10 protein-coding genes and 3 pseudogenes are annotated in these 15,468 nt (G+C 39.6%); 12 read left to right on the top strand and 1 reads right to left on the bottom strand.

Features of this window, described 5'->3' with window-relative positions; translation table 11 throughout:
* Positions 1 to 16 precede the first annotated feature (16 nt).
* Positions 17 to 835 (bottom strand): lyso-glycine lipid O-acyltransferase GlsA, encoded by an 819-nt coding sequence (glsA, locus tag JCM17102_RS08090; RefSeq protein WP_025074736.1) that lies wholly within the window; start codon positions 833 to 835, stop codon positions 17 to 19.
* Between the two features lie 260 nt (positions 836 to 1,095).
* Here glsA and JCM17102_RS08085 point away from each other — a divergent pair, with 260 nt between their 5' ends.
* The 12 genes and pseudogenes from JCM17102_RS08085 (at position 1,096) to JCM17102_RS08030 (ending at position 15,468) form a co-directional block, all read left to right on the top strand.
* On the top strand, positions 1,096 to 1,599 hold the full coding sequence (locus JCM17102_RS08085; RefSeq protein WP_025074735.1) for an RNA polymerase sigma factor: 504 nt from the start codon (positions 1,096 to 1,098) through the stop codon (positions 1,597 to 1,599).
* A 905-nt stretch (positions 1,600 to 2,504) separates the two neighbouring features.
* Positions 2,505 to 2,974 (top strand): annotated as a pseudogene (mraZ, locus tag JCM17102_RS26735) (division/cell wall cluster transcriptional repressor MraZ).
* Positions 2,961 to 3,875 carry a 16S rRNA (cytosine(1402)-N(4))-methyltransferase RsmH gene (rsmH, locus tag JCM17102_RS08075; RefSeq protein ID WP_025074734.1) on the top strand — a complete coding sequence of 305 codons (915 nt, stop codon included), beginning with the start codon at positions 2,961 to 2,963 and terminating at the stop codon, positions 3,873 to 3,875. Before mraZ ends, rsmH begins: the two are co-directional and overlap by 14 nt.
* Before the next feature lie 5 nt (positions 3,876 to 3,880).
* Positions 3,881 to 4,233, top strand: a pseudogene (locus JCM17102_RS26730) (FtsL-like putative cell division protein).
* 64 nt (positions 4,234 to 4,297) lie between these two features.
* Complete coding sequence (locus JCM17102_RS08065) at positions 4,298 to 6,427, top strand: PASTA domain-containing penicillin-binding protein (protein WP_025074733.1); 2,130 nt, start codon at positions 4,298 to 4,300, stop codon at positions 6,425 to 6,427.
* 29 nt (positions 6,428 to 6,456) lie between these two features.
* Positions 6,457 to 7,905, top strand: coding sequence for a UDP-N-acetylmuramoyl-L-alanyl-D-glutamate--2,6-diaminopimelate ligase (locus tag JCM17102_RS08060; RefSeq protein WP_025074732.1), 1,449 nt, complete (start codon positions 6,457 to 6,459; stop codon positions 7,903 to 7,905).
* 66 nt (positions 7,906 to 7,971) lie between these two features.
* On the top strand, positions 7,972 to 9,240 hold the full coding sequence (gene mraY / locus JCM17102_RS08055) for a phospho-N-acetylmuramoyl-pentapeptide-transferase (RefSeq protein WP_025074731.1): 1,269 nt from the start codon (positions 7,972 to 7,974) through the stop codon (positions 9,238 to 9,240).
* A gap of 125 nt (positions 9,241 to 9,365) precedes the next feature.
* The gene (murD, locus tag JCM17102_RS08050) at positions 9,366 to 10,763 is read left to right on the top strand and encodes a UDP-N-acetylmuramoyl-L-alanine--D-glutamate ligase (RefSeq protein ID WP_025074730.1); all 1,398 of its coding nucleotides are present in this window, start codon (positions 9,366 to 9,368) and stop codon (positions 10,761 to 10,763) included.
* Between the two features lie 36 nt (positions 10,764 to 10,799).
* A pseudogene (locus JCM17102_RS26725) lies at positions 10,800 to 11,899 on the top strand (FtsW/RodA/SpoVE family cell cycle protein); the annotation flags it as partial.
* A 275-nt stretch (positions 11,900 to 12,174) separates the two neighbouring features.
* Entirely contained in the window at positions 12,175 to 13,293 is a 1,119-nt protein-coding gene (gene murG, locus JCM17102_RS08040; protein WP_025074729.1) for an undecaprenyldiphospho-muramoylpentapeptide beta-N-acetylglucosaminyltransferase, read from the top strand.
* Positions 13,294 to 13,330: 37 nt separating this feature from the next.
* On the top strand, positions 13,331 to 14,719 hold the full coding sequence (gene murC, locus JCM17102_RS08035; RefSeq protein ID WP_025074728.1) for a UDP-N-acetylmuramate--L-alanine ligase: 1,389 nt from the start codon (positions 13,331 to 13,333) through the stop codon (positions 14,717 to 14,719).
* A gap of 11 nt (positions 14,720 to 14,730) precedes the next feature.
* Positions 14,731 to 15,468 carry a cell division protein FtsQ/DivIB gene (locus JCM17102_RS08030; protein ID WP_025074727.1) on the top strand — a complete coding sequence of 246 codons (738 nt, stop codon included), beginning with the start codon at positions 14,731 to 14,733 and terminating at the stop codon, positions 15,466 to 15,468.

Here is a 15,468-nt window from a genome sequence, read left to right as displayed (position 1 = left end):
ATAGTTGTTCTATAAGTTACAATTTATATACGATATCCTTTACATATTCGGCCCATTGTGCAGGCGTCTTCGATTTATCAAAAGTTTGCCAAGGAATTGGCTTGCCAAATGTAATAGTAAAGGTTTTATGACGATTTTTCAGCATTTCATCGGCCAAATACAGCATTGCGATATTGAATTTGATCCCTAATGTTTTACATGTATTTGCCAGATTGTAAAAGAAATCGGAATTCCGACCTTCAAAATGAACAGGCACCACGTCGCGTTTTGCTTGTACACTCTTCACAATAAATGTTTTCTTCCATTCCAGATCGCGAATAACCCCATTTTGACGACGTGAGCAAAGTCCTGCAGGAAACATGATAAGCTGATTATCAGATTGAAAACCGGCTTCTACCATTTTGGGAAAGTCCTTAGCTTGCTTCCCAGTCTTATTAATAGGTATGCAAAGCGGTGCCAGACCACGAAGATTCATCAATAAGTCATTGACCAGATATTTCACCTTTCCATTATAATGCCGTCCTAATACATAACCGAGCGCTACACCGTCCTGTCCTCCCAATGGATGATTGGAAACAAAAGTATACAAACCATTTTCTGGTAGATTTTCTGCTCCTTTCACTTCTACCTTTGCATCCAAAAACTCCAGAGATGCCTCGAGGAAATCCACTCCTAACTTATCTTTCGACTCATTTAGGAATACGTTTAATTCATCCTGATGTACGATTCTCTTTAAATAGGAGATTACGAACTTAGGAATGTACCTATACTGCTTCGGCGCCTTTGCCCGAAGTATCTTATCAACATCAATTAAAAACAAAGAGTCATCAGTCATTCTTTTCAAATAAAAATGATGCTACAAAATTAGCGGTTCTTTTTTTATTAATCGCAATAATTTGATAGAAAATGCAGGAATTGAGTTCAGAACCTAAAAAAAGACCACCTAAAAACTATCAAATACGACCTAAAAACTATCATCTGATAGATTTACCCCCTAAGAAAGTTGAATTTACCCCTGTCACTTTTCTTGAATCGCGCTAAACTTGCAACATCAAAAAAACCGAATAGAATATTAATTATTAAAAAGCAACGCATATGAAAAGTTTAAGCTTCAGAAAAGACCTAATTGGAGTACAAGACGAATTACTCCGCTTTGCATACAAACTAACAACCGACCGTGAAGAAGCAAACGATTTGTTGCAAGAGACCTCACTTAAAGCATTAGATAATGAGGATAAATATATGCCGGACACCAACTTTAAAGGATGGATGTACACTATTATGCGCAATATCTTTATTAATAACTACCGTAAAGTAGTCCGCGACCAGACATTTATTGACCAGACTGATAATCTTTATCATTTAAGTCTGCCGCAAGATGCCGGTTTTGAAAGTACAGAAAGAGCCTATGACTTGAAAGAAATGCACAAAGTGGTGAATTCTCTTCCTAAAGAATATAGAGTACCGTTTGCTATGCACGTTTCAGGTTTCAAATACCGCGAGATTGCAGAAAAACTGAATCTTCCGTTAGGAACTGTAAAAAGCCGTATCTTCTTTACGCGTCAAAAATTACAGGATGAATTGAAAGACTTCCGCTAAACCTTAACTACAAACTTGTTAATTTCAGATTTTATATTTTTTAGTGCGGATTTTTAGTTGTGTTAATGAACTCGGAAACATGAGGAAATCAATTGATTTTCTCATGTTTCTATTTTTTCTACACAGGACTCGTTCTTCTTTATCTTCCTTTTAAACAAAGTATATCGTCTATTATTCCAATTTACATATATTACACAAAAGAAGTAACATAAACCAAGTGATTTTGACTCCTGCATTCGCCTCTCCTCATCACTTATATCTTCTTTTATATTCCTTTGTTAGTTCCATTTCATTATTAAGATATTTGCGTTTCACTCTATTAAAACTTCTAGTTTCACTTAATTGAAACTAAGTGTTTCAGCACTTGAAACTAATAGTTTCACCAAATGAAACCAAGTGTTTCAAGGCTTGAAACTCTTAATTCAATAGGATCTAGCGCTTCATTGGTATAGTTAGTTTAAACTTCTCATGACTATCTCTTCACATTTTGCTCCTCTAACCCTCTTCCGGATGGTGACGACACGATTTTCCATCACACTGCCATCACCACTTGCCGTCACACCATTAATTATTGATAATAAGATAGTTAATAGCAAATAGGTGACTGTGATGGATTTACTATAAAAACATATATAGGGGAGATGCGCTGAATAAACAAAATAATTATATGAATGAAGTGAGAATATCACTAGTGGGCAACATTCAACATCCTCCCTATAATCATCATTTACAACAGGCAACACCTTTCAATTCCCCACCAAAAGAGTCTTTCCGGAGTAACTTCATTTTCAATGGAATAAGCAATTAACATTCTGTTGAAAACTTCTCAAAAAGATTTTCGTGGAATATAGTGGGGAATTGTGGGGAAATTCATACTTTTACCGTCGCTTATTATAATAAGGTAAATGATACGGTTTTTAGGGAATATTGAAGCCAGAGCGGATGTCAAAGGAAGAGTATTTATACCCGCCACTTTTAGGAAACAGTTACAAGCTGCTTCTGAAGAGAGACTTATTATGCGTAAAGACGTATTTCAAGATTGCCTGACACTCTATCCAGAGAGTGTATGGAATGAGGAACTGAACGAACTCCGAAGCAGATTAAATAAATGGAACAGCAAACACCAACTAATTTTCAGGCAATTTGTTAGCGATGTTGAAGTGGTCACTCAAGATAGTAACGGACGAATACTTATTCCCAAACGATATTTGCAAATTTGTGATATCCGGGGGGATATTCGTTTTATCGGCGTCGATAACAAAATAGAGATCTGGCTAAAGAACGGACAGAGCAACCATTTATGTCGTCTGAAGAGTTCGGAGCCGCATTAGAAGAAATTATGAACGATGACAAAATAGAAAATGGAGAAAGATGAACTGACATACCACGTACCTGTATTACTGAAAGAAAGCGTTGATGCAATGAATATTCGTCCGGATGGAACGTATGTAGACGTTACATTTGGAGGGGGCGGACATTCTCGTGAAATCCTGTCACGACTCGGAGAAGAAGGACAGCTACTAGGATTTGATCAGGATGAAGATGCAGAACGTAACATCGTCAACGATCCCCATTTCACTTTTGTACGTAGTAATTTCCGTTACCTACACAACTTCCTCCGTTACCATGACATCGAACAGGTAGATGCGATCCTAGCTGACCTCGGCGTATCTTCCCATCACTTTGACGACAGCGAACGCGGATTCTCTTTCCGCTTCGATGGAGCACTGGATATGCGCATGAATAAACGTGCCGGACTTACAGCTACGGATATAGTAAATACTTACGAAGAAGAACGACTGGCTAATCTTTTTTATTTATATGGGGAATTAAAGAACAGCCGGAAACTGGCTTCTGTCATTGCAAAAGAAAGGAACGGAAAATATATCCAGACGATTGGTGAGTTTCTGGAAATTATCAAACCTCTTTTTGGACGAGAACGAGAAAAGAAGGAACTGGCAAAAGTATTCCAAGCGCTTCGCATTGAAGTGAACCAGGAAATGGAAGCATTAAAAGAGATGTTACTGGCGACTATCGAGGCGCTTAGGCCGGGAGGAAGATTAGTTGTCATCACCTATCACTCATTGGAGGACCGTATGGTGAAAAACATCATGAAGACGGGTAACGTAGAAGGAAAAGCAGAAGTAGACTTTTTTGGAAACGTACAAACCCCTTTCCGATTGATCAACAATAAAGTGATTGTTCCCAATGAAGCAGAGATAGAAAGAAATCCGCGTTCGAGAAGTGCTAAATTACGTATTGCAGAGAAAAAATAAAAGATATGGAAGGAACAGTAAACAAAAAAGCAGCAGAGGAGAAGAAGAAAAAACGTACTTCGTTGAAAAGTATTCTGGGTGGGATATTTTAGCTACTGACTTTTTCCGTCGCCAAACAAAGTTATTGGTACTTATTATGGTAATGGTCATTTTCTATATTCACAACCGTTATGCCAGTCAGCAGCAGCAGATTGAAATAGATAAGTTGAAAAAAGAACTGATAGATATCAAATACGATGCACTGACTCGTAGTTCCGAATTAATGGAAAAGAGTCGTCAATCACGTATTGAGAATTATATATCGAGTAAGGAAAGTGATTTGCAAACTTCCACTAATCCGCCTTACCTAATTAAATAGAGAGCTAGATAGAACATTTGTAGTTTTAAAAGACAAGCACTGTGCAGTTAATAAAAAGAACATAATGACCCGTTACTTCTTCGTCATACTGATTATGATATTGATAGGAGTGGCAATTGTTGTGAAGGGAGGCATCACTATGTTTGCCGATCGGCAATACTGGCAGGATGTAGCCGACCGTTTCGTAAAAGAAAACGTGACGGTGAAGCCTAACCGCGGAAACATTATTTCTTCCGACGGCAAACTAATGGCAAGTTCTTTGCCTGAATATAAGATATATATGGACTTTATGTCCGGTGAAAAGGATGAAAAGAAGAAAATAAAAGATCAGGCACGACGTGATTCTATTCTGAAAGTAAACATGGATTCTATTTGTAAAGGACTCCACCAAATATTTCCGGATAAAAGTGCAGCAGAATTTAAAGCGCATCTCAAAAAAGGACGTCAGGCTAAAAGCCGTAACTATCTGATCTATCCAAAACGTATTTCATACATACAATATAAAGAGGTGAAACGTTTGCCCGTTTTTCGTTTGAATCCCTACAAAGGCGGATTTAAAGGACTGGCATTCAACCAACGCAAAAAACCATTCGGTTCATTGGCTGCACGTACTTTAGGTGATGTCTTTGCCGACACTGCACAAGGAGCTAAAAATGGAATTGAACTTGCTTACGACACTATCCTGAAAGGACGCAACGGCTTAACTCATCGCCAGAAAGTGATGAATAAATATCTGAATATTGTAGATATCCCTCCAGTAGACGGCTGCGACTTGATTACTACTATTGATGTAGGTATGCAAGATATTTGTGAAAAAGCACTAGTAGACAAACTGAAAGAAATAAACGCCAGTGTAGGTGTTGTTGTTTTAATGGAGGTTGCTACCGGAGAAGTAAAAGCTATCGTCAATATGATGAAAGGAAAAGATGGTGAATACTATGAAATGCGTAACAACGCTATAAGTGATATGCTAGAACCAGGATCTACCTTTAAAACAGCTTCCATCATGGTAGCATTAGAAGATGGCTATATCACCCCTGACTATATTGTCGATACCGGTAATGGACAAAAGCCCATGCATGGACGTGTTATGAAAGACCATAACTGGCATCGCGGAGGATATGGAAAGCTAACTGTCACTGAGATTTTAGGAGTGTCTTCCAACGTCGGGACATCTAGCATTATCGACAACTTTTATAACAAGAATCCACAAAAATTCGTTGATGGATTAAAACGGATGAGCATCGACCAGACTCTACATTTACAAATTTCCGGAGAAGGAAAGCCAAATATTCGTGGCCCTAAAGAACGTTATTTTTCAAAAACCACTTTACCATGGATGAGTATCGGTTATGAGACACAGGTACCGCCTATAAATATCCTGACATTCTATAATGCGATTGCCAATAATGGCGTATCCATACGTCCGAAATTTGTAAAAGCAGCGATAAAAGATGGAGAAGTGATCCAAGAGTTCCCAACAGAAGTCATCAATCCTAAAATTTGTTCGGATAAAACATTAGCACAAATCCAAGAGATTTTACGGAAAGTAGTAAGTGAAGGACTTGCTAAACCAGCAGGCAGCAAGCAGTTCCATGTATCGGGAAAGACCGGAACAGCTCAAATTTCTCAAGGAATAGCAGGATACAAAACTGGAACAACAAATTATCTGGTTAGCTTTTGTGGATATTTTCCTTCTGAAATACCGAAATATAGCATGATTGTTTCCATACAAAAGCCTGGTTTACCAGCCTCGGGAGGTTTGATGGCAGGTAGCGTATTCAGTAAAATAGCTGAAAGAGTCTATGCTAAAGACTTGCGACTGCCACTTACAAGTGCGATTGATACAAACAGTGTAGTAATACCAAACGTTAAAGCAGGAGAAATGCGATCCGCAAAACGGGTTTTGGATGAGTTGAATATCAAAACACAAGGTGAAATTACCTCTTCAGGTAAGGAAGTATGGGGAAGTAGTCATGCAGCCCCACAAGCAGTGGTTCTGGAAAGCCGGAGTAACATGCAGAATTTTGTACCCAGCGTTATTGGCATGGGAGCAAAAGATGCAGTCTACTTACTTGAAAGCAAAGGGTTGAAGGTTCGCCTGGTGGGTGTCGGTAAAGTAAGAAGCCAATCTATAGCAAACGGAACCGTAGCGAAAAAAGGGCAAACTATTACATTGCAAATGAGGAATTAAAAATGAAAAAAGAAGAGCCAAATAAAGTTATGTTATTAAAAGAGTTACTGAAAGCAATACAACCGGTACAGATATCCGGAGATTCGGAAATTGAAATCACCGGGATCAACATAGACTCCCGCCTGGTGGAAAAAGGACATTTATTCATGGCTATGCGTGGCACACAGACTGACGGTCATGCCTACATCCCTACTGCTATTGAAAAAGGAGCAGTAGCAATCCTTTGTGAAGACTTGCCGGAAGAGCCAAAAGCAGGAATTACATATATCCAGGTGAAAGACAGTGAAGATGCAGCAGGAAAGATTGCCACAACTTTCTATGGAAATCCAACCTCCAAATTGGAGCTGGTAGGTGTCACCGGAACAAATGGGAAGACTACGATTGCTACCTTATTATATAATACATTCCGTTACTTCGGATATAAAGTTGGACTAATCTCTACTGTCTGTAATTATATTGATGATGAGCCTGTTCCAACTGAGCATACTACTCCTGATCCTATTACACTAAATCAGTTGTTAGGACGAATGGCAGATGAAGGATGCAAATATGCTTTCATGGAAGTCAGTTCACATTCTATTGCTCAGAAGCGTATTAGCGGATTAAAATTTGCAGGAGGTATTTTCACCAACCTGACTCGCGACCACTTGGACTATCATAAAACTGTAGAGAATTATCTGAAAGCCAAGAAGAAATTCTTTGATGAATTACCCAAAAACGCATTTAGTCTGACTAATCTGGACGATAAGAATGGATTAGTGATGACACAGAATACACGTTCCAAAGTATATACCTATTCATTAAGAAGCCTTAGTGACTTCAAAGGGCGGGTACTTGAATCGCATTTCGAAGGAATGCTGCTCGACTTTAATAACCACGAGTTAGCTGTTCAATTCATAGGCAAATTCAATGCTTCCAATCTTTTAGCTGTATTTGGAGCTGCGGTATTATTAGGAAAGAAAGAAGAAGATGTATTACTGGCTCTGAGTACTTTGCACCCGGTAGCTGGACGTTTCGATGCTGTTCGTTCTCCGAAAGGATTTACTGCAATCGTAGACTATGCACACACTCCGGATGCACTTATCAATGTATTGAATGCAATTCATGGAGTTCTTGAAGGCAAGGGAAAAGTGATTACTGTGGTAGGTGCCGGTGGTAACCGTGATAAAGGCAAACGCCCCATCATGGCAAAAGAAGCCGCCAAAGCCAGCGACCGAGTTATTATCACATCCGACAATCCACGTTTTGAAGAACCACAAGACATCATCAGTGATATGCTTGCCGGACTAGATGCAGATGATTTAAAGAAAACCCTTAGTATCGCAGACCGTAAAGAAGCAATTCGGACAGCTTGTATGTTTGCTGAGAAAGGAGATGTAATTCTGGTTGCCGGAAAAGGGCACGAGAATTATCAGGAGATTAAAGGAGTGAAACATCATTTCGATGATAAAGAAGTATTGAAAGAAATTTTTAAATAATGAATCATTCTGTCGGTAATTTGTTAAGGACAGGCATAATGATACATTGATAAACTGATAAATATTATGTTATACTATCTGTTTGAATGGCTACATAAGCTTAATTTTCCCGGAGCAGGAATGTTTGGATACACCTCATTCCGAGCTTTGATGGCAGTCATCCTTGCATTACTTATTTCAAGTATCTGGGGAGACAGATTCATTAATCTACTTAAGAAGAAGCAGATTACGGAGACCCAACGCGATGCAAAAATTGACCCATTTGGTGTTAATAAAGTAGGTGTACCGAGTATGGGAGGAGTCATCATTATCGTCGCTATTCTTATCCCATGTTTGCTATTAGGTAAGCTACACAATATATATATGATATTAATGTTGATTACCACCGTATGGTTGGGATCACTCGGATTTGCAGATGATTATATCAAGATATTCAAAAAAGACAAAGAAGGTCTACATGGAAAGTTTAAAATTATCGGTCAGGTAGGTTTAGGATTAATTGTAGGACTCACATTATACTTAAGCCCAGATGTAGTAATCCGGGAAAACATCGAAGTACATAAACCCGGACAAGAAATGGAAGTAATACATGGAACCAATGACCTGAAATCCACTCAAACCACTATTCCTTTCTTTAAAAGCAACAACCTCGATTATGCAGATATCGTTGCCTTTATGGGTGACCATGCACAAGCAGCCGGATGGGTATTGTTTGTCATTATCACAATCTTCGTTGTTACCGCCGTATCAAACGGAGCCAATCTAAATGACGGAATGGATGGAATGGCAGCAGGAAATTCCGCGATTATCGGTGTCACGTTAGGTATTTTAGCCTATGTATCATCCCATATTGAATTTGCCGGTTATTTGAATATCATGTATATTCCGGGATCGGAAGAACTGGTAATCTTTATTTGTGCCTTCATTGGTGCATTAATTGGTTTCTTATGGTACAATGCCTACCCGGCACAAGTCTTTATGGGAGACACAGGTAGTTTGACCATTGGAGGAATCATTGCCGTATTTGCTATCATTATTCATAAGGAATTACTGATTCCAATCCTTTGTGGTGTATTCCTGGTAGAGAATCTGTCGGTGATCCTGCAACGTTTCTACTACAAAATAGGAAAACGGAAAGGAGTAAAACAACGATTGTTCAAACGGGCACCGATCCATGATCATTTTCGCACTTCCATGAGTCTGATAGAACCCGGTTGTACAGTGATGTTCACTAAACCGGAACAGTTGTTCCATGAATCAAAAATTACCGTTCGTTTCTGGATTGTAACCATCGTATTGGCAGCGTTCACTATCATAACATTGAAGATAAGATAACATATAAAAGTAACAAGTATGAGGTATAAGCTGCAAGTACTCATGCCTGTTACTAATACAAACCAACACTTGCAGCAAAACTGAGTATTCAGTTATTATAACCAATACTCTTTTATCCTATATATATGAATACAGAAAACAGTAGCAAAGTTAACTTTGCTTCCTCTTCTTCGGAAAGAGCTGAAAAGAAGTCGAGAATTGTAATTTTAGGAGCTGGTGAAAGCGGAGCTGGTGCAGCCGTTCTTACCAAGGTCAAGGGATTCGACACATTCGTTTCGGATATGTCCGCTATTAAGGACAATTATAAGGAACTGCTGGACAGCTATCAAATTGCTTGGGAAGAAGGGCACCACACAGAAGAATTTATTCTGAATGCTGACGAAGTGATTAAAAGTCCTGGCATACCGAATGATGCACCTATAATTTTGAAATTGAAAGCTCAAGGTACGCCAGTGATCTCCGAAATAGAATTTGCCGGACGTTATACAGATGCAAAGATGATTTGTATCACAGGATCTAACGGAAAGACTACCACTACTTCCCTGATCTACCATATTTTCAAAAGTGCAGGAGTAAATGTAGGTTTAGCCGGTAATATCGGAAAGAGTCTGGCTTTGCAGGTTGCTGAAGATGATCATGATTATTACATTATTGAATTGAGCTCATTCCAGCTGGATAACATGTATAATTTTCGTGCGAACATCGCCGTATTAATGAATATTACCCCTGATCATTTGGACCGTTACGACCATTGTATGCAGAATTACATCGATGCAAAATTCCGTATCACTCAGAATCAGACGCCAGACGATGCATTCATCTTCTGGAATGACGACCCCATTATCAAACGGGAGCTTGCGAAACATGGTTTAAAAGCTCACTTGTACCCTTTTGCAGCTGTAAAAGAAGAAGGTGCTATCGCATACGTAGAGGACAAGGAAGTAAAGATAACAGAACCGATCACCTTCAACATGGAACAAGAAGAATTGGCTCTGACCGGACAACATAATCTATATAACTCTTTAGCAGCAGGAATCTCTGCCAACTTAGCCGGTATCACCAAAGAGAATATTCGGAAAGCACTTTCCGATTTCAAGGGAGTAGAACACCGTTTGGAGAAAGTAGCACGTGTACGTGGTATCGATTTCATCAATGACTCTAAAGCAACGAATGTCAATTCTTGCTGGTACGCCTTGCAAAGCATGACTACCAAGGTGGTATTGATTCTCGGTGGAAAAGACAAAGGTAATGACTACACGGAAATAGAAGACCTAGTACGTGAAAAATGCTCGGCATTGGTATACTTAGGACTTCATAACGAAAAATTGCATGATTTCTTCGACCGTTTGGGGCTTCCGGTGGCTGACGTACAAACAGGAATGAAAGACGCAGTAGAAGTAGCCTACAAACTAGCTCAAAAAGGCGAAACCGTATTATTAAGTCCTTGTTGCGCTTCATTCGACCTCTTTAAGAGTTACGAAGATCGCGGCAATCAATTTAAGAAGTACGTCCTCGCCCTTTAATTACCTATTTCTAATTTTTAATTCTTAATTAAAAAGATGGATTTATTAAAGAACATATTCAAAGGTGACAAGGTAATCTGGATTATTTTCCTCTGTCTCTGTCTCATCTCAATTATTGAGGTATTTTCGGCAGCTTCAACGCTTACCTATAAAAGCGGTGACCATTGGGGACCTATTACACAACACTCTATCATTCTAATGGTAGGTGCTGTAGTAGTGGTATTTCTACACAATGTTCCTTATAAATGGTTTCAGGTATTTCCTGTTTTCCTATACCCGCTTTCTCTGGTCTTATTGGCATTTGTTACGCTGATGGGTATCATTACAGGAGATCGTGTCAATGGAGCTGCTCGTTGGATGACTTTCATGGGATTACAATTCCACCTTCAGAGTTGGCAAAAATGGCGGTTATCATTGCTGTCTCATTCATTTTGTCTAAGAAACAGGATGATGAAGGAGCTAATCCGAAAGCCTTTAAATATATCATGATTATCACCGGACTGGTACTCATATTGATTGCACCGGAAAACCTTTCAACAGCTATGCTATTGTTTGGAGTGGTATTCATGATGATGTTCATCGGGAGAGTATCCTCCAAAAAATTATTAATGTTGATGGGAGGGCTTGTACTCGTAGCAGGGCTTGGCGTAGGAACAGTGATTGCTATTCCTGCAAAAACATTGCACAATACTCCCGGACTCCATCGTTTGGAAACTTGGCAAAACCGTATCAAAGGTTTCTTTGACAAAGAAGACGTACCTGCTGCAAAATTTGATATTGACAAAGATGCACAGATCGCACATGCACGCATTGCTATTGCAACAAGCCATGTAGTCGGCAAAGGACCGGGAAACTCGATTCAACGTGACTTTCTTAGCCAAGCATTCTCCGACTTTATCTTTGCCATTGTTATCGAAGAGATGGGACTGATAGGAGGAGCATTTGTGGTATTCTTATATCTCTGTCTGTTAATGCGCGCAGGAAGAATCGCACAAAAATGTGAACGGACTTTTCCCGCCTTTCTTGTAATGGGAATTGCCATATTGCTAGTATCACAAGCGATATTAAATATGATGGTTGCCGTCGGATTGTTTCCTGTAACCGGACAACCTCTCCCCCTGATAAGTAAAGGAGGTACAAGTACATTAATTAATTGCGCTTATATCGGAATGATATTAAGCGTCAGCCGATATACTGCCCATTTGGAAGAACAAAAAGCACACGATGCACAGATTCAGATGCAAATAGCAGCTGGTACCTCCGATTCGGAAGCACAGACAGCTGCTGAACCGACTGCACAGATTCTGAATAGCGATGCTAAGTTCGAAGATGAACAGGACAGTCATAATAGCTGATAGATCAGCAATAAAAGAAACGATGAACGGTGAACAGGAAAGAAGAAAAGATTAGTATGGAAAAAGAACTTAGAATTATCATCAGTGGTGGAGGAACGGGAGGTCATATTTTCCCGGCTGTATCCATCGCCAACGCAATAATCGAATTACGCTCAGATGCAAAAATACTTTTTGTAGGTGCCGAAGGACGAATGGAAATGCAACGGGTTCCCGATGCAGGTTATAAGATAATCGGGCTTCCAATTGCAGGATTCGATCGCAAACATCTATGGAAGAATATAGCTGTACTGATGAAATTGGCACGTAGTCAATGGAAAGCACGTAGTATCATCAAAAACTTCCGCCCACAAGTAGCGGTAGGTGTAGGAGGTTATGCCAGCGGTCCCACATTAAAGACAGCAGGAATGATGGGAGTTCCTACTTTAATCCAGGAACAGAACTCTTATGCAGGAGTAACAAATAAATTATTGGCACAGAAAGCCAGAAAGATATGTGTAGCATATGAAGGAATGGAGAAGTTTTTCCCTGGCGATAAAATCATTATGACAGGAAATCCGGTTCGCCAGAATTTGACAAAGGATATGCCTTCCAAAGACGAAGCACTCCGTTCATTTCATCTGCAATCCGGTAAGAAAACTGTATTAATTGTAGGAGGTAGCTTAGGAGCTCGTACTATTAATAATACATTGATAGCCGGATTATCTGCAATCAAGGCAAATAGCGATGTACAATTTATCTGGCAAACAGGAAAATTCTATCATCCGCAAGTCATGAAAGCCATAAAGGCCACAGGAGAACTGCCAAATTTATTTGTAACCGATTTCATCAAGGACATGGCTGCTGCATATGCTGCTGCCGATTTGGTCATTTCACGTGCGGGAGCCGGCTCTATTTCTGAATTTTGCCTATTGAACAAGCCCGTTGTTTTGGTTCCTTCACCTAATGTTGCAGAGGATCATCAGACTAAAAATGCACTAGCACTTGTCAACAAGCAGGCTGCAATCTATGTGAAAGATAGCGAAGCCGAAAATACATTGCTGAATATAGCTTTAGCAACTGTAACCGATGATCGTAAATTGAAAGAGTTGAGTGAGAATATTGCCAAACTGGCTTTACCTGATTCTGCAAAAATCATTGCACAGGAAGTGATAAAGTTAGCAGAAGAATCTCTATAATCCATACCCGATATCATAAAATAAAACAGTGAAAACAATGAATATTGAATCCATAAAGTCAGTCTATTTCGTAGGTGCCGGAGGTATCGGCATGAGCGCTCTCGTACGTTATTTCCTTTCCAAAGGAAAAATCGTAGCCGGATATGACCGTACCCCTACCCCATTGACTGAAAATCTTATTGCTGAAGGTGCACAAATACATTATGAAGAAAACGTTCGTCTGATTCCGGAAAGTTGCAAAAACAAAGAAACAACATTAGTGGTATTAACTCCTGCTATTCCTCATGATCACGAGGAACTGGAGTATTTCCGTAATAATGGATTTGAGATACAAAAACGTGCACAGGTATTAGGAACAATCACTCGTTCGAGTAAAGGATTATGCGTAGCAGGTACACATGGTAAAACAACTACTTCTACTATGGCTGCACACCTGCTAAATCAATCACATATAGAATGTACCGCTTTTCTCGGAGGTATTTCTAAGAATTATGGTACTAATCTGTTGCTTTCCCAGAAAAGCCCCTACACAGTAATCGAAGCAGACGAGTTCGACCGTTCATTCCATTGGTTATCTCCTTATATGTCAGTCATCACAGCAACTGATCCTGACCATTTGGATATTTACGGAACAGAGAAAGCTTATTTGGAAAGCTTCGAACACTATACCACTCTGATCCAACCGGGAGGTGCATTGATTATCCGTAAAGGTATCGCTTTGCAACCTAAAGTACAAGCAGGGGTTCGTGTATATACATATTCACGCGACGAAGGAGACTTCCATGCTGAAAACATTCGCATCGGAAACGGAGAAATCTTCATCGACTTTGTCGCTCCTGATACGCGAATCAATGATATACAGCTCGGAGTTCCTGTTAGTATCAATATCGAAAACGGAATAGCTGCGATGGCACTCGCCCACTTGAACGGAGTAACTGACGAAGAGATTAAACAAGGAATGGCAAGTTTCCATGGCGTAGACCGCCGTTTTGACTTTAAAATAAAGAATGACAAGATTGTATTCCTAAGCGACTACGCTCATCATCCTGCCGAAATCAAGCAAAGTGTACAGTCTATCCACGAACTTTATAAAGATAAGAAGATCACAGCAATCTTCCAGCCACATCTTTATACCCGTACTCACGACTTTTACAAAGACTTTGCAGACAGCCTTTCCTTACTGGACGAAGTCATTTTGATAGACATCTATCCTGCTCGTGAAACACCTATTCCTGGTGTTACCAGCAAGCTGATTTATGATAATCTCCACCCGGGTATTGAAAAAAGTATGTGTAAAAAGGAAGAAATACTGAACATTCTGAAAGATAAAAACATTGAAGTATTGATTACCTTAGGCGCCGGAGACATTGACAATTATGTTCCTGAAATAAAAAAACTATTGGAAATGAAAGTTCTTCATTCTTAATTAATAATATTATGGTAAAGAGAATCCTTCTGTTCATTGTCATGCTGGTGCTTATAGCCTACCTCGGTATAGCTATAACTGCCTTCAACCGTAAGCCTATCGATCAGACTTGCCGAGACGTGGAGTTAGTGATTAAGGATACCGCTTATGCAGGCTTTATCACCAAAAACGAATTGAAAGGTGTCCTTCAAAACAAAGGTATATATCCTATCGGGAAGAAATTGGAACGCATCTCCACTAAATCGTTGGAGCGCGAACTAAGTAAACACCCGCTCATTGCAGAAGCGGAATGCTATAAGACACCTAGCGGAAAGATCTGTGTTGAAGTAGCGCAACGCATTCCTATCCTTCGTGTTATGAGTAGCAACGGTGAAAATTACTATCTTGATAATAAAGGAACCATCATGCCACAAGATGCGAAATGTGTCGCTCACCGGGCAATTGTCACCGGAAACGTAGAAAAGTCGTTCGCAATGAAGGATTTATATAAGTTTGGTGTATTTTTGCAAAACAATAAGTTCTGGGATGCCCAGATAGAACAAATCAATGTATTGTCCGACCGCACTATCGAACTGGTGCCACGTGTAGGAGATCACCTTGTCTATCTCGGAAAACTGGAGAATTTTGAGAATAAGCTTTCACGCCTAAAGATATTTTATGAGAAAGGACTCAATCAGGTAGGCTGGAACAAATATTCACGCATCAATCTAGAGTTTAGTAACCAGATTATTTGTACAAAACGAGAATAA

The organism is Bacteroides faecichinchillae JCM 17102 (genome assembly GCF_000614145.1).
In the GTDB taxonomy this organism is placed as follows: Bacteria; Bacteroidota; Bacteroidia; order Bacteroidales; family Bacteroidaceae; genus Bacteroides; species Bacteroides faecichinchillae.
This window is presented reverse-complemented; position numbering and strand designations above follow the sequence as displayed.

Excerpts from the sequence above, each read along its gene's own strand:
- glsA (WP_025074736.1), bottom strand. The coding sequence starts at position 835 with ATGACTGATGACTCTTTGTTTTTAATTGATGTTGATAAGATACTTCGG.
- JCM17102_RS08085 (WP_025074735.1), top strand. The coding sequence starts at position 1,096 with ATGAAAAGTTTAAGCTTCAGAAAAGACCTAATTGGAGTACAAGACGAA.
- rsmH (WP_025074734.1), top strand. The coding sequence starts at position 2,961 with ATGGAGAAAGATGAACTGACATACCACGTACCTGTATTACTGAAAGAA.
- JCM17102_RS08065 (WP_025074733.1), top strand. The coding sequence starts at position 4,298 with ATGACCCGTTACTTCTTCGTCATACTGATTATGATATTGATAGGAGTG.
- JCM17102_RS08060 (WP_025074732.1), top strand. The coding sequence starts at position 6,457 with ATGTTATTAAAAGAGTTACTGAAAGCAATACAACCGGTACAGATATCC.
- mraY (WP_025074731.1), top strand. The coding sequence starts at position 7,972 with ATGTTATACTATCTGTTTGAATGGCTACATAAGCTTAATTTTCCCGGA.
- murD (WP_025074730.1), top strand. The coding sequence starts at position 9,366 with ATGAATACAGAAAACAGTAGCAAAGTTAACTTTGCTTCCTCTTCTTCG.
- murG (WP_025074729.1), top strand. The coding sequence starts at position 12,175 with ATGGAAAAAGAACTTAGAATTATCATCAGTGGTGGAGGAACGGGAGGT.
- murC (WP_025074728.1), top strand. The coding sequence starts at position 13,331 with ATGAATATTGAATCCATAAAGTCAGTCTATTTCGTAGGTGCCGGAGGT.
- JCM17102_RS08030 (WP_025074727.1), top strand. The coding sequence starts at position 14,731 with ATGGTAAAGAGAATCCTTCTGTTCATTGTCATGCTGGTGCTTATAGCC.